Annotated in this window: 16 protein-coding genes; 9 read left to right on the plus strand and 7 right to left on the minus strand. The window is 68.9% G+C overall.

Translation table 11 applies throughout. The annotated features are described in order from the left end of the window. The first annotated feature begins 20 nt into the window (after window positions 1–20). Window positions 21–1544, plus strand: coding sequence for a murein biosynthesis integral membrane protein MurJ (gene murJ / locus ACS5PV_RS02165; RefSeq protein WP_455393724.1), 1524 nt, complete (start codon window positions 21–23; stop codon window positions 1542–1544). A 220-nt stretch (window positions 1545–1764) separates the two neighbouring features. Beyond that, entirely contained in the window at window positions 1765–2442 is a 678-nt protein-coding gene (locus tag ACS5PV_RS02170; protein ID WP_455393725.1) for a haloacid dehalogenase type II, read from the plus strand. A gap of 14 nt (window positions 2443–2456) precedes the next feature. Here the strand turns inward: ACS5PV_RS02170 and tcuC are convergent, their stop codons facing one another. Then, a complete protein-coding gene (tcuC, locus tag ACS5PV_RS02175; RefSeq protein ID WP_455393726.1) occupies window positions 2457–3776 on the minus strand; it encodes a tricarballylate/proton symporter TcuC in 1320 nt (439 codons plus the stop codon). A 185-nt stretch (window positions 3777–3961) separates the two neighbouring features. Between tcuC and ACS5PV_RS02180 the strand changes: the two genes are divergently transcribed. From ACS5PV_RS02180 to ACS5PV_RS02210, 7 genes are all read left to right on the plus strand, one after another. After that, complete coding sequence (locus ACS5PV_RS02180) at window positions 3962–4762, plus strand: substrate-binding domain-containing protein (RefSeq protein ID WP_455393727.1); 801 nt, start codon at window positions 3962–3964, stop codon at window positions 4760–4762. Window positions 4763–4976: 214 nt separating this feature from the next. Continuing rightward, window positions 4977–5102, plus strand: a complete 126-nt coding sequence (locus ACS5PV_RS02185) for a hypothetical protein (protein ID WP_455393728.1) — start codon at window positions 4977–4979, stop codon at window positions 5100–5102. 495 nt (window positions 5103–5597) lie between these two features. Further along, entirely contained in the window at window positions 5598–6392 is a 795-nt protein-coding gene (locus ACS5PV_RS02190; protein ID WP_455393729.1) for a DUF2272 domain-containing protein, read from the plus strand. Between the two features lie 31 nt (window positions 6393–6423). Beyond that, the gene (locus ACS5PV_RS02195) at window positions 6424–7365 is read left to right on the plus strand and encodes a hypothetical protein (protein WP_455393730.1); all 942 of its coding nucleotides are present in this window, start codon (window positions 6424–6426) and stop codon (window positions 7363–7365) included. A gap of 277 nt (window positions 7366–7642) precedes the next feature. Continuing rightward, on the plus strand, window positions 7643–9022 hold the full coding sequence (locus tag ACS5PV_RS02200) for a TAXI family TRAP transporter solute-binding subunit (protein ID WP_455393731.1): 1380 nt from the start codon (window positions 7643–7645) through the stop codon (window positions 9020–9022). A gap of 140 nt (window positions 9023–9162) precedes the next feature. Next, entirely contained in the window at window positions 9163–10989 is a 1827-nt protein-coding gene (gene typA, locus ACS5PV_RS02205) for a translational GTPase TypA (RefSeq protein WP_455393732.1), read from the plus strand. Between the two features lie 173 nt (window positions 10990–11162). Continuing rightward, a complete protein-coding gene (locus tag ACS5PV_RS02210) occupies window positions 11163–12599 on the plus strand; it encodes a phospholipase D-like domain-containing protein (RefSeq protein WP_455393733.1) in 1437 nt (478 codons plus the stop codon). On the opposite strand, the gene ACS5PV_RS02215 is transcribed toward ACS5PV_RS02210, so the two are convergent. The 6 genes from ACS5PV_RS02215 to ACS5PV_RS02240 all read right to left on the minus strand — a co-directional run bounded on the left by ACS5PV_RS02215 (window position 12532) and on the right by ACS5PV_RS02240 (window position 21103). After that, window positions 12532–13347 (minus strand): endonuclease/exonuclease/phosphatase family protein, encoded by an 816-nt coding sequence (locus ACS5PV_RS02215; RefSeq protein WP_455393734.1) that lies wholly within the window; start codon window positions 13345–13347, stop codon window positions 12532–12534. The two genes, ACS5PV_RS02210 and ACS5PV_RS02215, sit on opposite strands and share 68 nt — an antisense overlap. Before the next feature lie 75 nt (window positions 13348–13422). Then, window positions 13423–14811, minus strand: coding sequence for a UDP-N-acetylmuramoyl-L-alanine--D-glutamate ligase (gene murD, locus ACS5PV_RS02220; protein WP_455393735.1), 1389 nt, complete (start codon window positions 14809–14811; stop codon window positions 13423–13425). Window positions 14812–15205: 394 nt separating this feature from the next. Then, window positions 15206–16291, minus strand: a complete 1086-nt coding sequence (gene mraY, locus ACS5PV_RS02225; RefSeq protein WP_455393736.1) for a phospho-N-acetylmuramoyl-pentapeptide-transferase — start codon at window positions 16289–16291, stop codon at window positions 15206–15208. An 80-nt stretch (window positions 16292–16371) separates the two neighbouring features. Beyond that, on the minus strand, window positions 16372–17832 hold the full coding sequence (locus ACS5PV_RS02230) for a UDP-N-acetylmuramoylalanyl-D-glutamyl-2,6-diaminopimelate--D-alanyl-D-alanine ligase (RefSeq protein ID WP_455393737.1): 1461 nt from the start codon (window positions 17830–17832) through the stop codon (window positions 16372–16374). Beyond that, window positions 17829–19298: a UDP-N-acetylmuramoyl-L-alanyl-D-glutamate--2,6-diaminopimelate ligase gene (locus ACS5PV_RS02235; RefSeq protein ID WP_455393738.1), complete on the minus strand. Its 1470-nt coding sequence runs from the start codon at window positions 19296–19298 to the stop codon at window positions 17829–17831. Before ACS5PV_RS02235 ends, ACS5PV_RS02230 begins: the two co-directional genes overlap by 4 nt. Then, window positions 19295–21103, minus strand: a complete 1809-nt coding sequence (locus ACS5PV_RS02240; protein ID WP_455393739.1) for a peptidoglycan D,D-transpeptidase FtsI family protein — start codon at window positions 21101–21103, stop codon at window positions 19295–19297. Before ACS5PV_RS02240 ends, ACS5PV_RS02235 begins: the two co-directional genes overlap by 4 nt. Window positions 21104–21106 lie beyond the last annotated feature (3 nt).

Consider the following 21106-nt stretch of genomic DNA (forward strand, 5'->3'; position numbering starts at 1 on the left):
CCTGTGCTAATGACCGCCGCATGATTCGCAGCATCCTCTCGGTCGGCGGCTGGACGCTGGTCTCGCGGGCCACCGGTTTCCTGCGCGACGTGGTCATGGCCGCCGTGATGGGCGCCGGACCCATCGCCGACGCCTTCGTGGTGGCCTTCCGGCTGCCGAACCACTTCCGGGCGATCTTCGGCGAGGGCGCCTTCAACGTCGCCTTCGTGCCGACCTACGCGGCGCTCGACGCCGAGGCCGGGGCGGCGCGGGCCTTCGCCGACCGGGTCTTCACCCTGATGCTGCTGGTGCAGGCGGCTTTGCTCGCGCTCGCCCTGCCGCTGATGCCGGTGATCGTGCGGGCGCTCGCCCCGGGCTTTGCCGACGAGCCGGAGAAATTCGCGCTCGCGGTGACGCTCACCCGCATCACCTTCCCCTACCTCCTGTTCATCACCCTGGTGACGCTGCTGTCGGGCATCCTGAATGCCCGACGGCGCTTCGCTGCGGCCGCCGCCGCGCCGGTGCTGCTGAACGTGTCGCTGCTGGCCGCTCTCGCCCTCGCCTTCCTGTTCCCGAATGCCGGTTGCGCCGCCGCCTGGGGTGTCGCGGTGTCGGGGGTGCTGCAATTCCTCCTCGTCTGGGCCGATGCCAGGCGGGCGGGGCTCGCGCCGGCCCTCGTGCGGCCCACCTTGCGCGATGCCGGCATGCGCCGGTTCTTCCGGATGCTGGGCCCGGCGGTGATCGGCTCGGCGGGCGTCCAGATCGCGATGTTCGCCGACACGATCATCGCCTCGTTCCTGCCGACCGGCGCGGTCTCGGCGCTGTACTACGCCGACCGGCTCTACCAGCTGCCCTTCGGGGTCATCGGCATCGCCGCCGGCACGGTGCTGCTGCCGGAGATGAGCCGGCGCATCGCCGCTCACGACGAGGGCGGCGCCCACGCGGCGCAGAACCGCGCCACCGGCTTCTCGCTGGCCCTCTCGGCGCCGTTCGCGGTCGCGTTCCTGCTGGTGCCGGACCTGATCATGACGGCGCTGTTCCAGCGCGGCGCCTTCGATGCCGAGGCGGCCGCGCGCTCCGGCGCCGTGCTGGCGGCCTACGGCCTCGCCCTGCCGGCGGCGGTGCTGATCCGCTCGATCGTGGCGAGCTTCTACGCCCGCCAGGACAGCCGCACGCCGGTGATCGCCTCGCTCACCGCGGTCGCCGTCAACGTGCTCCTGAAGGTGGTGCTCACCGGGCCGCTCGGGGTGATGGGTCTGGCGCTCGCCACCGCCGCGGGCGTGTGGGTCAACGTGCTGATCCTGTTCTGCCTCGCCTATGGCCGCGGCTGGACCGCGCCGAGCCGCACGCTGATCGTCACCGCCTGCGGGGTGCTCGCCGCCTGCGCCGTGCTCGCGGCCTGCACGCTGGGCGGGCTGCCGCTGATCGACCGCCTGATGCCCTCCCTGCCGCGCTTCCGTGAATTGGCGGTGCTGACGGCCCTGGGCGCGGCCGGGCTCGTCGCCTACGCGGCGACGCTGCTCGTGGCGTTGCGGCTGTTCGGGGTGCGGCTCAGGCGGGTGTGAGGTGCGGCTGAAAGGAGCCTCGAAGGAGGCCTCAAGAAACCTCGAGACTTCTGGAGCCCTCCTTCGAGGCTCCGCGATCTGCGATCGCTCCACATCTCAGGATGAGGTCGCTGATTGGGGGGAATGTGCCTGGCGGAGCCGCCCGGCCTTCCCGCTGAACCCGACGCCGCTTCCCGCGCGTTGACGGCCGCGACTCCGCCTGCGACGCACGAGGCCCCGCATGCCCCTCCCCGCCCCCCTCGATCGCGCCGAGGTCGTGGTGTTCGACGCCTACGGCACCCTGCTCGATGTCCATTCCGCCGTGCAGCGCCATGCCGCCGCGATCGGGCCGGAGGCGCAGAAGCTGTCCGAGACCTGGCGGCAGAAGCAGCTCGAATATTCCTGGGTGCTGGCGCTGTGCGGGCGCTACGCCCCGTTCTGGACGCTGACCGAGCGGGCGCTCGACTATGCTCTCGCCAAGCACCCGGCCGTGGATCGCGGCGCGCGGGGCGACCTGCTCGAGGCTTACAGGGCGCTCGACGCCTATCCGGAGGTCCCCGGCACCCTCGACGCCCTGCGCCGGGCCGGGCTCAGGACCGCGATCCTGTCGAACGGCGACACCGCCATGCTCGACGCGGCGGTGAGCGCCGCGGGCCTCGGCGACCATCTCGACGCGGTGCTCTCGGTCGATCCGGCCGGCACCTTCAAGACCGCGTCGGCGGCCTACGACCTCGCGCCGACGGCTCTCGGCGTCGCGCGGGAGGGCATCGTGTTCCTGTCCTCGAACCGCTGGGACATCGCCGGGGCGGCGGCCTACGGATTCGCCCCGGTCTGGGTCAATCGCACCGATCAGCCCGACGAGTACCCGGACCTCGCACCGGTCCGGGTGATCGCCTCCCTCGACGGGCTCCTGGCCTGAAAGGCCCAGCCTGACTACTCGCCGGCGACGGGCCGCACCGTGCCCGGCAGGGCGTCGGCGGCGGTCTCGCGGCGGCGGTAGATCAGCAGGGTCGCGATGAGGCCGCAGGCGCCCGCGAAGGCCATCCACAGGCCCGGTGCCGCCTTGTTGTCGAGCTTCTCGATCAGCCAGGTCGAGACGACCGGGGTAAAGCCGCCGAACAAGGCCGTGGCGAGCGAGTAGGCGAGCGAGAATCCGGTGGTGCGCACGTGCTTCGGGACGATCTCGGTCAGCGCCACCACCATCGCGCCGTTGTAGCTGCCGTACAGGAACGACAGCCACAAGAGCGTGAGCAGCATGTTGGTGAACGAGATGTTGGAGGTGAGCCACGCCAGCGCCGGGTAGGCGGTGAGCATGGCGAGCGCGGAGAAGACGATCAGGATCGGCTTGCGGCCGATCTTGTCGGACAAGGCGCCCATCACCGGCAGCCAGATCAGGTTCGACAGGGCGGTGCAGAAGGTGACGATCAGGCTGTCGGTCTCGGAGAGCTTCAGCACGCTCTTGCCGAAGGTCGGGGTATAGACCGTGATGGTGTAGAACGACACCGTGGTCATCACCACGAGCAGCATGCCGAGCGCCACGATCTTCCAGTTCTGGCCGAGCGAGGTGAAGACCTCACCGAGCGAGGGCCGGTGCGTCTGGTGCAGGAATTCCTGGGTCTCCTCCAGCGAGCGCCGGATGTAGAACAGGAACGGCACGATCATGCAGCCGATGAAGAACGGGATGCGCCAGCCCCACTCGGACATCTGCGCCGGCACCAGGGCGTGGCTCAAGCCGAAGCCGATCAGCGCCGCCACCATCACGGCGACCTGCTGGCTGCCCGATTGCCAGGAGACGTAGAAGCCCTTGCGGCCCGGCGTCGCCATCTCGGCGAGGTAGACCGACACGCCGCCGAGCTCGACGCCGGCGGAGAAGCCCTGGAGCAGGCGGCCGATCAGCACCAGGAACGGCGCCGCGAGGCCGATGCTCTGGTAGGACGGCACGAAGGCGATCAGCACCGTGCCGGCGGCCATGATGCCGAGCGTCACGATCAGGCCCTGGCGCCGGCCGATCCGGTCGACATAGGCGCCGAGGAAGATCGCCCCGAGGGGGCGCATCAGGAAGCCCGCCCCGAAGGTCATGAAGGTGAGCATGAGCGAGGCGAACTCGTTCCCGGCCGGGAAGAACGCCTTCGCGATGTGGCTCGCGTAGATGCCGAACAGGAAGAAATCGAACATCTCCAGGAAGTTGCCGCTCGTGACGCGCAACACCGTGGCGACCTTCGACCCCTGCGGACCGTGGACCGGACCTGCCATGCTCTCCTCCCGATTGCGGGCTTCCTCGTCTACCCCCTCTCTAGCGTCAACCTCGGCACGTTTGACAGAAAAATCTAATCCTGCGGAATGCGCGCTCACAGGCCCGAACGCGGGGGAGAATCCTGGAGCCCGTGCGTCAGGCGGGTTACCAGGCACGAAGCACGGACGCTGACCGGGAGGAAACCATGACCACGACGACATCGCGCCCGAGACCCGCCCTCGCCCGTCTGGCCGCCGGCCTGCTGGCGGGCCTCGTCCTCGCCGCCCCGGCCCGGGCGGCGGAGGTCCGGGTGATGATCTCCGGCGGCTTCACCGCCGCCTACCAGGCGCTGGTGCCGGGCTTCGAGGCCAGGACCGGCAACACGATCGAGACCGCCTACGGTCCCTCGATGGGCACGGCGCCGGAGGCGATCCCCGTGCGGCTCGCGCGCGGCGAGCCGGCCGACGTGGTGATCATGGTCGGCTACGCCCTCGACGGGCTCGACAAGGAGGGCCGGATCGCGCCCGGGAGCAAGGTCGCGCTCGCCGATTCCCGCATCGGCCTCGCGGTCAAGGCCGGGGCGCCGGTGCCGGACATCCACGACCTCGAGCACTTCAAGCGGGCGCTCCTCGCCGCCACCTCGATCGCCTACTCGGACAGCGCCAGCGGCGTCTACATCGAGAAGGAGATGTATCGGAAGCTCGGCCTGCACGACGAGATGGCGAAGAAGAGCCGGATGATCGTCGCCGAGCGCGTCGGCAACGTGGTGGCCCGGGGCGACGCCGAGTTCGGCTTCCAGCAGCTGAGCGAGCTGAAGCCGGTCAAGGGCATCACCATCGTCGGCCCGGTCCCGGCCGAGGTGCAGCAGGTGACGGTGTTCTCGGCCGGGATCCCGAAGGGCGCCAAGCACCCGGAGGCGGCCCGCGCCCTGATCGCCTGGCTCTCCGCGCCGGAGCACGCGGCAGCTATCGCCGAGACTGGCCTGGACCCGATCAAGGCCCGCTAACCCCCGATTCACGACGCGGACAATCCGAGGAAACGGATTCACCACCTCTTCACGCCGGCCGGCGCCTGATGGGTCTCACACAACAGGTCTCGCGTCGCCCGCAAGGGCGGCACAAGCGGGCGGGGACGGCATCATGCGACAGGGTCGGACGCTCGGAGCAGCGGCGCGCGCGGACGCGCCGCTGCTCCGGCAGCGGAAACAGGGCGGTCAGATCATGCATCAGCGCTACCTCGCGGCCCCGGGCTATCATCCGGGCGCGCTGGTGATCGCGGCTCTGGGGCCGGCGCTCGGCGCGGCGATCGTGGCGATAGTCGCGCTTGGACTCCGTGGGGCGATGTGACCTCATGCCCGGTCCGTGCCACGGTCCGGTCTTTACGTGAACACGTCCAACGCAGCCTCAATATCGCCGCCGGAACGGACCGGTGGACTCGGCACCAATGCCTGAGCACCGGCTTGACCCTTACGATCGGCTGAGCCGGGATCCTTATCCTTCCGCCCCAGGACAGATGCGGCATTCACCGGGGAACGCCGGTGAGGATGACCGCTTCTTCTCGTGCATCGGAGGCTCCCGTCGTCCGAACCACCGCGACAGAGGGACCGGACCGTTCCCGCTTGCTGGCCTCGCGAATTAGGCGGCAGCGATGCGGTTGCACTGCGCCACTCGGATCGAGAACCTCCTGGCTCTCCTGCTCTTGCCTTCGCCAGCAGCAATTTGCGCCTTATATAACCAATAAATATATCTATTTCCTCAACCTGAGTTTCGATGAATATTGTTTGTTTTTATTGATGTATTTCCATGGTGCGATATTTATTGTAGAATTCCATCATCAAGCACGTGAATGATTTCACTCGGCCCGCTAGCAAAATCGAAATCCAGGGCTTGACCTCGCCACGTCCTGCGCCTTGCGCGATACGACAGCCTTCTCTTGCGGCGGCATCAAAAAATGTGTCTATAGTGTTTCGTATCGGTGCTGCGTTTTTGCCAACGACGGGGCTTCCCATGGCAGCGGACTTGACTCAACTCCTCGACGCCGCCGACCACGAGTGGAAACACTGGGGTCAATCCACTTGGCACCTCAAGAAAAAGAAGAGAAAAATCGGCCATACCGACGATGAAGAAGATTATGCGAATTATATCATAAATAAATATTGCTCGATTGTTAAAGATATGCCAAGTTTGACTGAAATACAGGACGATCAATATTTCTGGTCGGCAGTCGGAATATCGGCATTTTTTCACGCTGCAGGCTTTTCCAAGCAGAAATTTCCCTTTTCAAACAATCACTCCGTCTGGATCAGAAAGTTCATTGCCGCGCGCCAATCGGGTTCCGATGCACTCTATCATGGTTTTCGCCTGACAGAGCCCGAGGCTAGTCCGGATGTCGGCGATCTAATTGGATATATCTATGATAAGGTGTCATTTGAGGGCGCTCAAAAATATTTTGACAAGAAAAAGCGTTACTCTTCGCACACCGATCTCGTGGTTGCACGAAGAGCCAATGAGATCGATGTCATTGGGGCAAACGTCATGGACTCCGTCACCAAGAAAACCATAAGTCTCGATGGCAATGGTCATATTGCCGATCGCACACATAGGTGGTTTGTCGTTCTTAAGAAAAAAGATTTTTGACTATATATGTCATATCCCAGGGAGTGGAAAGATGCCTAGGTTCGTCAAGCTACATGCGATCGCCGCTCTCGGCATCTGGCTTTCTGCCGCTACCTCAGCCGTAGCCCAACAGTGCAAGAGCCTACCCGACCATTGCCGTGAAGGAGGTGCCCTCCTGCACAATCCCACGTCTTCGGGGAATCGAATCTGGACGGTGTCATGCCGCGGCGCCGACGCGCCGGATCATTGGTCCAACACCTCCCCCGCGCGGCTCGATAGCCGCTGCAGCGAGATCAGCGCCTGTCCGGCCGCTGGGGGATTTGGCAAGTTCCTGCGCGCAGTGAGCAACGACTGCCGTCGCAAACAATTCGACGGCTACTTTGGCCTGGACGGGATGACATACGGCATCCTGGACTGGACAGCCGCTGACCTTCCCGTCGTCATGGGAGCGTTCCGGCAGCGTGACAGAAGCGGATATGATAAGCTGTTTGGTGCCCTGAACCTGCCCCTGGAGAACGGCTGCTTGCGGGCTACCGACGTCTGCGAGCGCAATCGCCAAGGCCTTTTGATGTGCGACAGGGCATGGAATCGGTCGTTTCGCTCGGCACTGGCGTCATCGGAGTTCCAGAAGAGCCAAGCTGAAGTAGCGCTCGCCGCCTATGACCGACGTCTCGCCAAATTTGCCGATCTCGGTTTGACGACCGAGTACGGCAATACCGCCCTTGCCGTGGTCTCGAACAACTTGCGGCGCGGCGCCCAGTGTCGACCGAAGACCTGGATTACGGCATGCGCCGGAATACGTGATGAAACGAAGAAGGTCGATTGCATGCTGGACAGGTATGCAGCGGGCGCCTGCCGAGGCACGAAGCGTGCGTCCTTGGAGCGGGTCAAATCGATTAAGAGCGCTTTCAAAAACACGACCCCGGGTCATACCGTCCATCCGACGATTGATGCTGTCGTAGGATGTACCGACAAATGGGGAAAACAGAGTTGAGACTCCTCTCCGTTTCCAAATGCATCTTGCGGATGAGCGCTCAAATTCATCAACCGGGATGTAAAAACTAGATAATTGAAAAATGGGCGTCAATGTAATTTGTCGCATCTGACGACATTACACGACGCCCGAGATTGGTACCGCGCGGAAAGGTCTGCGTCGCGCCGAGCCAAACGACGGCGTCGCGGCCCTGTCAATTCCGCGCGGGTTATCCCTTCACCCCGCGCCAATCGGCCGGATTGCACTCTCCCGCCCCGTCGCCGCAGGATGACGGCCCATGCGGCGCCACGTCCCCATCGTCCTCGCGGCCCTCCTCGCCCTCGTGGCGACGGCGCTCCTCGCCTATCAGTGGCTCGGGCAGCCGACGACCTTGCGCGTCGCGGTCGGGCCGGCGGGGAGCGAGGATGCGCGCCTCGTCGCGGCGGTGGCGCAATCGCTCGCCCGCACCCACGAGGAGGTGCGCCTGCGACCGGTCGCGACGGGCGGCGTCGCCGAGAGCGCGAGCCTCGCCGAGCGGGGCAAGGCCGACCTCGCGGTGGTGCGCTCCGACGTCGGCATCCCGGCCAACACCCAGACGGTGGCGATCCTGCACCGCAACGCGGTGCTGCTGCTGGCGGCCGACCCCTCGCTCGCCACCGTGCCGGACCTGCGCGGGCGCCGGATCGGCATCGTGCGCAACCCCTCCGGCAACACCCGGCTGCTCGTCACCATCCTGGAGCATTACGACATACCGGCCGACGCCGTCACGGTGGTGCCGCTCGGCGACGGGCGCGAGGCCGGCGAGGCCCTGCGCGCGCACCGGGTCGATGCCGTGATGGTGGTGAGCCCCCTCACCGGCCGCACCGCCGGCGAGGTGGTGGCGAGCATCGCCAAGGGAGGCGGGAATACGGGAGGCGGGAACACGGGAGACGGAACCTCGGCCGGCGGCACCCCGAACTTCATCCCGATCGGCGAGGCGGCGGTGCTGGCCCGGCGCTGGCCGGCGCTGGAGAGCGTCGAGGTCGCCCGCGGCACCTTCGGCGGCACGCCGCCGCGCCCGGCCGAGACGATCACCACGGTCGGGGTCAGCCACCGGCTGGTGGCCCAGGCGCAGCTATCCGACTCGGTCGTCTCGGAACTGACGCGGCTCCTCTTCGTCAACCGGCCCGGCCTCGCCGTCGAGGTGCCGCTCGCCAACCAGATCGAGGCGCCCGACACCTCGAAGAGCGCCTCGCTCCCGGTCCATCCCGGCGCCCAGGCCTATTACGAGGGCGAGGTCGAGAGCTTCTTCGAGCGCTACGGCGACTGGTTCTACCTCCTGGTGATGTGCGTCTCGATCCTGGGCTCGGCCGCCGCCACCCTGGTGTCGCGGGCGGCCAACCGCTCGCGGGCCCGGGACATGGCGCTGCTGCGCCAGCTCCTCGCCATCGTGCGGGCGAGCCGCGACGTCGAGGACGAGGGGGAGCTCGCCGACCTCGATCGCCAGGCCGACGAGATCCTGGCCGCCGCGCTCGCCCGGGCCGGGACCGGGGCGATCGACAATGCCGGGGTCGCGGCCTTCACCCTCGGCCTCGACCAGGCCCGGCGGGCCATCGCCGAGCGCCGCGCCGTATTGCTGGAGCGGCAGGCGCAGGGCCTCGACCGCGGGCCGGACCCGCTCTCCGCCGCGGCGGAGTGACGCTGTCGGAGACAGGCGCCCCCTTGCGGAGAGGCGCCACACCTTATATTGCGACGCAACAGTTTTCCCCCGGCTCGATGCGTCCGGCTGCCATCCTGGCGGCCCGCGGCGTGCCGGGCTTTGTTTGCTTCGGATATCCCATGAAGCTGCGCAATATCGCCATCATCGCCCACGTCGACCACGGCAAGACGACCCTCGTCGACAAGCTGCTCCAGCAATCCGGCTCGTTCCGCGAGAACCAGCGGGTCGAGGAGCGCGCGATGGACTCGAACGACCTCGAGAAGGAGCGCGGCATCACCATCCTGGCCAAGGCCACCTCGGTGGTCTGGAAGGACACCCGCATCAACATCGTCGACACCCCCGGCCACGCCGATTTCGGCGGCGAGGTCGAGCGCATCCTCTCGATGGTCGACGGCGTTATCGTGCTCGTCGACGCCGCCGAGGGCCCGATGCCGCAGACCAAGTTCGTGGTCTCGAAGGCGCTCAAGATCGGCCTGCGCCCGATCGTGGCGGTCAACAAGGTCGACCGGCCCGACGCCCGCATCACCGAGGTCGTCAACGAGGTCTTCGATCTCTTCGCCGCGCTCGACGCCACCGACGACCAGCTCGACTTCCCGATCCTGTACGGCTCGGGCCGCAACGGCTGGATGTCGACCACGCCGGAGGGCGACCAGTCCGAGGGCCTCGCGCCCCTGTTCGACCTCGTGCTGGAGCACGTGCCCCAGGCCAAGACCGAGGAGGGCCCGTTCCGGATGCTCGGCACGCTGCTGGAGGCGAACCCGTTCCTCGGCCGCATCATCACCGGGCGCATCGCGTCCGGCACCGTGAAGCCGAACCAGCAGGTCAAGGTCCTCGACCGCGAGGGCAAGGTCGTGGAGACCGGCCGCGTCTCGAAGATCCTGGCCTTCCGCGGCCTTGAGCGCCAGCCGATCGAGGTCGGCGAGGCGGGCGACATCGTGTCGATCGCCGGTCTCGTGAAGGGCACCGTCGCCGACACCTTCTGCGACCCGCAGGTCGAGACCCCGATCCAGGCCCAGCCGATCGACCCGCCGACCGTGACGATGTCGTTCATCGTGAACGACAGCCCGCTCGCCGGCACCGAGGGCGACAAGGTCACGAGCCGCATGATCCGCGACCGCCTGTTCAAGGAGGCCGAGGGCAACGTCACGCTCAAGATCGAGGAGGCCGCCGACAAGGACTCGTTCTACGTCTCGGGCCGCGGTGAGCTGCAGCTCGCGATCCTGATCGAGACCATGCGCCGCGAGGGCTTCGAGATCGCGGTGTCGCGTCCCCGCGTCGTGTTCGAGAAGGACGAAGCCGGCGAGATCATGGAGCCGGTCGAGGAGGTCGTGATCGACGTCGACGAGGAGTATTCCGGCGTCGTCGTGCAGAAGATGTCGGAGCGCAAGGCCGACATGATCGAGATGCGCCCGTCGGGCGGCAACCGCCTGCGCCTGGTGTTCCACGCTCCGACCCGCGGCCTGATCGGCTACCAGGGCGAGCTGATGACCGACACCCGCGGCACCGCGATCATGAACCGGCTGTTCAAGGCCTACGAGCCCTACAAGGGCGAGATCGCCGGTCGCCGCAACGGCGTGCTGATGTCGAACGACCAGGGCGAGGCCGTGGCCTACGCGCTGTGGAACCTCGAGGATCGCGGCCCGATGATGATCGAGCCCGGCTGGAAGGTCTACCAGGGCATGATCATCGGCGAGCACAACCGCGAGAACGACCTCGAGGTGAACGTGCTCAAGGGCAAGAAGCTCACCAACATCCGCACCACCTCGAAGGACGAGGCGGTCCGCCTCACCCCGCCGATCCGCATGACCCTCGAGCGCTCGCTCGCCTGGATCCAGGACGACGAGCTGGTCGAGGTGACCCCGAAGTCGATCCGCCTGCGCAAGGCCGTCCTCGACCCGAACGACCGCAAGCGGGCGGAGCGGGCCAAGGAAGCGCTGAGCGCGTAAGGCTGAGCGCCTGATCCGTCGCTTTCCTGCGTAGCAGAATCCCTCGCCCCGACCCGGGGCGGGGGATTTTTCGTGGTAGGTGGTGGACGACCGGCCAAGCTTGAGTGGATTCCCGGGCCGTCCTCCCGTATCCCGACCGTGACGATGACACCGACGCGGCGGCAGGAGGCCGTGTGGAACACGAGATCTACCGCTGGCTCGGGATCCCGGCCTCGATCCAGTCGGACGTGCTGGCACCGATCGGGCTCGCTATCGCGGTCATCGTCACGGTGCACGCGCTGATGCGCAAGCGCGAGGTCAGCGCGGCGATCGGCTGGATCGGGCTCGCCTGGCTGTCGCCGATGCTCGGCAGCCTGCTCTACGTGATGTTCGGCATCAACCGGGTGAGCCGGCGCGCGCGGCGCCTGCCGGTCCTGCCCGGCCCGCGCCCCGGCGCTCCGCCCCCGCCGGTGGCCGAGGTGCCCGACGACTTTCAGCCGCTCAAGCAGGCGGTGCAGCGGATCAGCGGCCTGCCGCTCGTCGCCGGCAACCGCATCCGGCGCTACCGCCACGGCGACGAGGCCTATCCGGCGATGCTGGCGGCGATCGGCGAGGCGACCACCAGCGTGGCTCTGTCGAGCTACATCATGCGCGACGACGACAGCGGCCGGGCCTTCGCCGACGCGCTCGCCGCCGCACGCGCCCGGGGCGTCGCGGTCTGCGTGGTGATCGACGGTATCGGCAGCGGCTACTTCTTCCCGGCGATGTACCGGCGGCTGCGAGCCCTCGGAATCCCGGCCGGATTGTTCATGCACTCGGCGCTGCCCTGGCGGATGCCGTTCCTGAACCTGCGCACCCACAAGAAGCTCCTGCTGATCGACGGCCGGATCGGCTTCGTCGGCGGGGTCAACATCGCCGACGAGAACGTCATGGCGAAGGACCCGCCCGAGCCGGTGCGCGACAGCCATTTCCGCATTGACGGGCCGGTGGTGGGGCAACTCGCGCAGGCGTTCTGGCGCGACTGGGCCTTCGTCAAGGGCGAGGACCTGGAGGGACCGGCGTGGTTCCCGGAGATCCCGCCGGCCGGCGCCTCCCTCGCCCGGGTCGTCACCTCGGGGCCCGACGCGGATATCGAGAAGATCGAGTTCGTGGTGCTGGAGGCGGTCGCCACCGCGCGGCGCTCGGTGCGGCTCACGACACCCTACTTCCTGCCGAGCGAGACGCTGCTGACGGCGCTCGGCCTCGCGGCGATGCGCGGCGTCACCGTCGACGTCATCATCCCGCAGGCGAGCAACCACCGGGTGGTCGACTGGGCGACGCGGGCCCATGTCGGGCCGCTCCTGGAGGCTGGGGTCAACATCTGGCTCGACCGGCCGCCCTTCGACCATTCGAAGCTGATGGTGGTCGACGACGCCTGGTGCTTCGTCGGCAGCGCGAACTGGGACAGCCGCAGCTTCCGGCTCAATTTCGAGCTCAACGTCGAGGTCTACGACCCCGATTTCGCAGCCGACCTCGACGGGCTGATGCGGGCCAAGATGGAGCAGCGCCTGACGGCGGACGCCCTCAACTCTCGCGGGATGGCCGTGCGCCTGCGCGACGCCGCCGTGCGATTGCTGCTGCCATATCTTTGAGCGGCGCGCGCTTGCGGAAGTCCTCGGCGCGGTCGCGAAACGCCTCGATGCGGGCGCGCAGCGGCTCTCGCCGCCCCTGCGGGTTGCCGGGCTCGAGATGGACCACGATCGGCCGGTGGTCGGAGGCGCCCCGCGGCAGCACCGCCTGGCCGCGGCAGGAGAGCCCCCGCACGAGACAGCGGTCGAGGCGCAGGGGCACGAGGTCGACCATGGCGTGGGTCGGGTGGCGCGGCCCGACATCGTGGAAGCCCGGCAGCAGGGCCGGTCCGACGATGTTGTAGTCGCCGAGCACCGCGGCGCGCACCGGCAGGGCTTGAGCGATGCGGCGCAGCTGGCGCCGGTTCAGCACCTGCCCGTGCGAGAGGTGGACGTTGGCGACCCCGAAGGTGCCGAGATCGAGGATCTGGCAGACCCGGTCGATCAGCGCGCCGGAGGGCAGGGCCACCACCTCGGGCGGGCGGGCCCAAGGCGTCGGGCTCCACATCGCGAGACCGTGGATGCGGCGCGGCAGCGGCGCCCAGGCATAGTGCCCGCCGACCCGCGCCTGCAACTCGGTGATGTCGACGGTCGCCTCCTGCATCAGCAGCAGGTCCGGCTTCTCGTGCGCGATCAGCGCCTCGAGGGCGTCGACCGTCGCGCCGGTCCGCCGCAGCAGGTTCCAGCTGATGATCTTGCGCGGACCGGGGCGGTGCGGCGCGTGGGCCGCGGCCGGGGTCTCGGCGGGCAGGAGGCGTTGGGGGGGCAGCATGGCACCGCTTGCGGAAGCGCTCGGAGTGAGCCGGCGAAGGGGCATACGCCGATTTGCCGATTCGCGAAACGCGCGTCAGGCGCCGGGGGGTCGCAGGCCTGGCAGGGCTCGCACGAGGGCGCGGAACTGGTCGCCGCGATCCTCGAAGCTGCGGAACTGGTCGTAGGAGGCGCAGGCCGGCGAGAGCAGCACCACCGGCTCGGGCCCGTCGTCCCGCTCCGCCGCGGCGGCGGCGGCTGCGACGGCGGCATCGAGCGTGCCGCAGCGGCTGAACGGCACCTGCCCGTCGAGGGTGGCGGCGAACGCCTCGGTCGCGGCGCCGATCAGGTAGGCGTGGGCGACGCGCGGGAAGTACGGCGCGAGGCTCGCGATCCCGCCCTCCTTCGGCTTGCCGCCGAGGATCCAGTGCACGCGCTGGAAGGCCGAGAGCGCCTTCTCGGTCGAGTCGGCGTTGGTGGCCTTCGAATCGTTGATGAACAGCTCGGATCCGCGCCGTCCGACCTCCTCCATCCGGTGCGGCAGGCCCGGGAAGGTCGCGAGCGCCGCAGCGAACTCGTCCGGCGCGACGCCGAGCTCGCTCGCCACCGCGTAGGCGATGGCGGCGTTCTGCCAGTTATGGGCGCCGCGCAACGACCCGATGCCGGAGAGGTCCGCCACCGGCTCGGCCGGCTCGCGGCGGCCGTCGATGACGACCCCGTTGCGGGCGAGGATGCCGGGTCCCTCCCCTGCCTCGCCGACATGGACGCGGGTCAGCGGACCCGCACGGCGCTCGGCGATCGCCCGGCAGAACTCGTCGTCGACCCCGACGATCGCGTGGGCGGCGCCGGTCACCAGCCGCTCCTTGATAGCGGCGTAGTGCGCCATGTCGCCGTGGCGGTCGAGGTGGTCGGGCGTGAGGTTGAGGAGAACGCCGATCGTGGGCGCCAGCGACGGGGTCAGGTCGATCTGGAACGAGGACAGCTCGATCACGTGGACGCGATGGGCCGAGGGCGGCGCCAGCGACAGGATCGCCGTGCCGATATTGCCGCCCATCTGCACGTCGCGCCCTGCCTGCGCCAGGACGTGGGCGATCAGCGCCGTGGTGGTCGACTTGCCGTTGGTGCCGGTGATGGCGACGAACGGCGCGTCGGGGCTCGTCGCCGCCCGCTCGCGGCAGAACAGCTCGATATCGCCGATCACCGGCACGCCGGCGGCCTTGGCGAGTTCCACCGTCCAGTGCGGCGCCGGATGGGTGAGCGGCACGCCGGGGGCGAGGACCAGCACCGCGAAGGCGCTCCACTCCGCCTGCCGCAGGTCGCCGGTCTCGATGCCCTGCTCGCGCGCTGCCTCCATCCGCGCCGGGTTGTCGTCGCAGGCGATCACCCGGGCGCCGCCGGCCTTGAGGCTGAGCGCGGTCGCGAGGCCCGAGCCGCCGAGCCCGAACAGGGCGACCGTCCGGCCGGCGAAGGTGGTGGAGGGTGTCATGCGGTGTCCGCCGGATACGTCAGGAATGGCGCGATCCCTTCCCCGTATGAACTCACGCATCCACACATCGCTGGAAGAGGCGCGGGGCTCTCCTCTCCCCGCGGGCGGGGAGAGGGCTGCGTCTCCGTTCAGGAGATGCAGCAAGCCCGAAGGGCGAGGGTGAGGGGGTGTTTCCGGAGGAGCCACATCCGGCACCTCCCCCTCACCTTCGGCTGCCGCCTCGCTGCGCCCCCTGAACGTGGGCACAGCCCTCTCCCCGCCCGCGGGGAGAGGAGACGCGCGCGACCCGACATGTGAATCCACGACCCCGCATGGGAAAGGGATGCACCTTACTTTCAAGCCTGGACGAGGATTGCAACAGGCGGTCCGTGAAGCACGTCGCGGAGAACAGATTCTACCGCAGCTTCAAGGTCGCCAGTCCCAGCAGCGCCAGCACCACCGCGATGATCCAGAACCGGATCACCACCTGCGGCTCCTTCCACCCCTTCTGCTCGAAGTGGTGGTGGATCGGCGCCATGCGGAAGACGCGCTTGCCGGTGAGCTTGAACGAGGCGACCTGGATGATGACGGACAGGATCTCCAGCACGAACAGGCCGCCGACGATGCCGAGCACGATCTCGTGCTTCGTCGCCACCGCGACGGTGCCCAGCAGCCCGCCGAGCGCCAGCGAGCCGGTATCGCCCATGAAGATCTGGGCCGGCGGCGCGTTGAACCACAGGAAGCCGAGGCCCGCCCCGATCAGCGCGCCGCAGACCACCGCCAGTTCGCCGGTGCCCGGGACGTAGTTCACCTGGAGGTAGGAGGCGTAGATCACGTTGCCGACGAGGTAGGCGATGATCCCGAAGGTCGCTGCGGCGATCATCACCGGCACGATGGCGAGCCCATCGAGGCCGTCGGTGATGTTGACCGCGTTGCCCGCACCGACGATCACGAAGCCCGCGAAGGCGACGTAGAACAGCCCGAGATTGATGATCGCGTCCTTGAAGACCGGGAAGGCGAGCCGGTAGGCCAGGCCGGGGGCGGAATATTCCGCCACCGCGACGCAGGCCGCGATCGCGATCAGGGCTTCGAGTGCGAGGCGGAACTTGCCGGAAAAGCCCTTGTGGCTCTGCTTCGTGACCTTGAGGTAGTCGTCGTAGAAGCCGATCGCGCCGAAGCCCAGCGTCACCATCATGACGATCCAGACGTAGTGGTTGCGCGGGTTGGCCCAGAGCAGCACCGCCACCATCACGCCGGCGAGGATCATCAGCCCGCCCATCGTCGGCGTGCCGCGCTTGGTCAGCAGGTGCGATTGCGGGCCGTCTTCGCGGATCGGCTGGCCCTTGCCCTGGCGCAGGCGCAGGAGCGAGATGATCCATGGGCCGAACCAGAACACGAAGAAGCCCGCCGTGAACAGCGCGCCGCCGGTCCGGAAGGTGATGTAGCGAAAGACGTTGAGCGGCGAGAACACGCCGCTCAGGTCGGAGAGGAGATAGAGCATCCCGAGAGGTATCCGATCGTGGGCGAGCGGCAACGTCGGGCTTATGCCCGCAACGCTGCGACAGAATCCTGAAGGTTGGCTCAGCCGGACCGGCCGACTGCGAGATCCTGGTCGACGGGAGCGCCGTAGCGGGCCTTGAGCGCCTCGACGATCCGGCCCATGCGGGTGCTGTTCGAGCCCTTGACCATCACCGCGTCGCCGGGCCGCAGAGCCGCGAGCACCGGATCGACGAGTTCGGCCGAGGAGGCGCGGGCGCCGGCGCGGCGTGCGCTCGGCAGAGCCTCGAACAGCTCCTGCATCAGCGGGCCTGCGGTGAAGACGAGGTCGACGCCGTGCTCCTCGACGGCCTCGGCCAGCTCGCGATGCAGGCGGGGGGCGTCCGCGCCTAATTCCATCATGTCGCCGAGGACCGCGATGCGCCGGCCGGACGTCTCGACCCCGGCGAGCGTGCTGAGCGCCGCCCGCACCGAAGCCGGATTGGCGTTGTAGCTCTCGTCGACGAGCAGCGCCTCGCCGTCGCCGATGCTGAGGACGTGGCGGGCGCCGCGGCCGGCCGGCGGGCGCAGCTGCGCCAGCGAGAGCGCGGCGAGCGCGAGGTCGGCGCCGAGCGCCTGCACGGCGGCGATGACCGCGAGCGAGTTCAGCGCCGTGTGCCGGCCCGGCGTGCCGAGCTGGTAGGTGACGGGCACCCCCATCGCCCGCACGTCGACGATCGAGAGGTCGGGGCGCATCACGATGCGCTCGGCCCGCACGTCGGCCTCGCGGTGCTCGCCGAAGCTCACCACCCGGCCGGCGCGGGAGGCCAGCGCGTGCGCCTTCAGCCGCTCGAAATTCGGGTTGTCGCGGTTGATGATCGCGACGCCGCCGGGCTCCAGGCCGTAGAAGATCTCGCCCTTGGCATCGGCGATGCCCGACAGCGAGCGGAAATGCTCAATATGGACCGGCTCGACCGTGGTGACGATCGCGATCTCGGGCCGCACCAGGCGGGTGAGCGGCGCGATCTCGCCGGCATGGTTCATGCCGACCTCGAACACCGCGAACTCGCTCGAAGCCGGCATCCGGCTCAAGGTCAGGGGCACGCCCCAGTGATTGTTGTAGGAGGCGACCGAGGCGTGGGTGGCGCCTTGCGCGGCGAGCACGTGGCGCAGGGCCTCCTTGGTGCCGGTCTTGCCGACCGAGCCGGTGACGGCCAGCACCCGCGCGCCGGTGCGGGCGCGCGACGCCACGGCGAGGCCGCGCATCGCGGCCAGAACCCCGTCCTCGTCCCGCGCCGGCACGGCGATCAGCGGGCCGGCATCCGAGAGGTCGGCCGCGCGCTCCGCGGCCACCACCGCGGCGCCGGCACCCCGGGCGAGGGCGTCGCGCACGAAGTCGTGGCCGTCGCGGGCCTCGCCGCGGATGGCGAAGAACAGGTCCCCGACCTTCAGGGTGCGGGTGTCGATGGAGATCCCGGACAGGGCCTGCGGCGCGTCGGCATCGGCGACGACGCGGCCGCCCATGGCGGCGGCGGCCTCGGTCAGGGTCCAGAGGGGCTCGGTCATGCGCGGGACTCCTCGATCGCGCTCAGGACCGCGTCGCGGTCGGAGAAGGGGAGCGTGCGGTCGCCGATGATCTGGCCGGTTTCATGACCTTTGCCGGCAACGACCAGAACGTCGCCGGCGCGAAGGTCGCGCACCGCCGCCCGGATCGCCTCGGCGCGGTCGCCGATCTCCTCGGCGCCGGGCGCCGCCGCCAGGATCGCCGCGCGGATCGTGGCGGGGTCCTCGCTGCGCGGATTGTCGTCCGTGACGATGACCCGGTCGGCCTTGTCGGCGGCGATGCGGCCCATCAGCGGGCGCTTGGCGCGGTCGCGGTCGCCGCCGCAGCCGACGACGCAGACGAGGCGCCCGGTGGTGAAGGCGCGCAGGGCGTCGAGGACGTTCGCGAGCGCGTCGGGCTTGTGGGCGTAGTCGACGACGCAGAGCGCGTCGCGCACCGTGCCGACCCGCTCCAGCCGCCCCGGCACGCCGGCAAGTTCCCCGAGCGCCGCGATCACCTCGGATTCGCGCCCGGCCCCGGCCGGGGTCGCGAGCACGAGGCCGGCGGCGAGGAGCGCGTTCTCGACCTGGAACGCCCCGACGAGGGGGAGGTCGACGGTATGGGTCGCGGCCCCGACCGCGATCTCGAGGCGCTGCGCGAAGCCCTCGGTGCGGGCCGAGACCAGGCGGATCCCCTCCCCCGCCCGGCCGGTGGTGACGAGCCGCAGGCCGCGTTCCTGCACGGCGGCGATCACCGCCCCGCTCTGCGGGCCGTCGGCATTGACCACCGCCGTGCCGCCGTCTGGCAGCAGGGTCGTGAACAGACGGAGCTTCGCCTGGAGGTAGGCCTCCGGCGTGCCGTGATAGTCGAGATGGTCGTGGCCGAGATTGGTGAAGCCGGCGGCGGCGAGGCGCACCCCGTCGAGACGGCTCTGCTCGATCCCGTGGGAGGACGCCTCCATGGCGAGTTCCGTCACGCCGTCATGCGCGAGCCGGTCGAGGGTCTTGTGCAGCGTGATCGGGTCGGGGGTCGTGAGCGAGCCGTAGGCGGCGCCGCTCGTCGTGATGACGCCGAGCGTGCCGAGGCTCGCGGCCTCGCGGCCGAGCCGGCCGAAGATCTGGCGCACGAAATCCGCCACCGAGCTCTTGCCGCTGGTGCCGGTGACGGCGACGACCGTACCGGGCTGGCCCGGATGCAGGCGGGCGGCGGCAGCCGCGAGCGCGACGCGGGCATCCGCGACCTCGATATAGGCCACGGCCTCCGGCAGGTCGGCCGGGCGCGGGCCTTGCGCCACCATCGCCGCCGCGCCGGCCGCCGCCGCCTTCGCGGCGAAGAGCCGGCCGTCGGCGGCGGTGCCGGGTACCGCCAGGAACACGAAGCCGGGCTCGACCTTGCGGCTGTCGGCGGTGAGGCCGGTGACGGGGAGGCCCGCGGCTTGGCCGGTACCATGGCCGGCCTCAGGGAACAGGTCGCCGAGGGTGAGGCTCATCGTCCGTCCAGCATGTTGACGTGGTAGGCGCCGAGCTTGACCATCAGCGGGAACGGCTTCACCGGCGGGTCGAATTGCGGTGGCAGGCCGAGGATCGGGGCGACGCGGGCGATCACCCGGCCGGTGACGACGCCGGAGTTCCAGGCGGCTGTGGCGTAGGAGCCGGATTCCGCCGCCACCGCCTGCGGTTCGTCCATGATGGTGACGAACAGGTATTTCGGCTTGTCCATCGGGGCGGCGGCCATGAAGGTCGTGAACAGCCGGTTCTTGACGTAACGGCCGCGGATCACCTTCTCGGCGGTGCCGGTCTTGCCGCCGACGTAGTAGTACGGAATCGCCGCCTTCTTGGCCGAGCCCTCGGTGGCGTTGAGGCGCATGATGTAGCGCATCGCCTCGCTGGTCTGGGGCGAGAGCACCTGCGTCGCCTTCTCGCGCGCCTCGGCCTCGCTGCGCTTGAGGAAGGTCGGCGTCATCAGGAAGCCGCCGTTCGCGATCGCCGCCACCGCGGCGGAAGCCTGGAGCGGCGCCACAGCGAGGCCGTGGCCGAACGCGATGGTGATGGTGTTGATTTCGGTCCAGCGCGGCGGGATGATGGGCTCGGCGCTCTCCGGCAATTCGGTGCGCAGGCGGTCGAGCAGGCCCATCTTCTTCAGGAAGGCCTTGTGGCCGGGCACGCCGATGCCGAGCGCCATCTTGGCCGAGCCGATGTTGGAGGAGTGCGTGAACACCTCCGGCATCGTGATGACCCGGTTGGTGCCGTGATACTCGTGGATCTTCTGCCGGCCCCAGTGCAGCACGCCGCCGCGGGTGTCGAAGGTCGAGTTGACGTTGAACTTGCCGGAATCGAGCGCCATTGCCAGCGTCATCGCCTTGAAGGTCGAGCCCATCTCGTAGACGCCGACGTTCATCCGGTTGATCCGGTCGGGATCGAGCGCGTCCTTCGGCTCGTTCGGGTCGAAGTCCGGCAGGGAGGCGAGCGCGATCACCTCGCCGGTGGTCACGTCGAGGATCAGGCCGGCGGCCGCCTTGGCGCGGTAATGCTCCATGCCCCAGGCCAGCTCGTCGCGCACCGCGTGCTGGGCGCGCAGGTCGATCGAGAGCTGGACCGGTGCCATGTCGGCCGACTTCTCGACGAAGCCGAGGCTGTTCAGATCGCGCAGACCCTGGCGGTCGATGTACTTCTCCATGCCGGCGATGCCGACATTGTCGAGATTGGTCACGCCGAGGATGTGGGCCGCCGCGGTGCCGTTCGGGTAGACCCGCTTGTGGTCGGACAGGAAGCCGACGCCCGGAATGCCGAGGCGGTGCACCTCGGCCTGCTGGCGCGGGGTGATCTCGCGCTTGACCCAGACGAAGCCCTTCTTCGACGACAGTTTCTCGCGAAGGTCGCGGGCGTTGATCTCCGGCAGGACGGCGGTGAGGAGTTCCACCGCCTCGTCCTTGTCGTAGATGTTCTTCGGCTCGGCGAAGACCGAGACGGTGCGGATGTCGGTGGCGAGGATCTCGCCGTTGCGGTCGATGATGTCGGGCCGCACCTGGGTGGTGCCGCCGGCCTCGGCCCGCCGGGCCGAGGCCGTGCCCGGATCGTCCGGCATGAGCGCGAAGCTGGCGAGCCGGCCCATCAGGGCGAGGAACACCGCGCCGAAGACGAGGCCGACGAGGCCGACGCGGGCGGCGCTGCGCTCCACCGAGAGGCGGAACATCGCCAGGACGCCGCCGCGCAGCATCTGCGCGAGGCTGCGCCGGGGTGCCGGCGGCGCGACGGGCTCCTCGACGGCAGCGGGCGCCGGATCGGCGTCGGTCATCCG

The sequence above is a fragment of the Methylobacterium sp. Gmos1 genome (assembly GCF_053764715.1).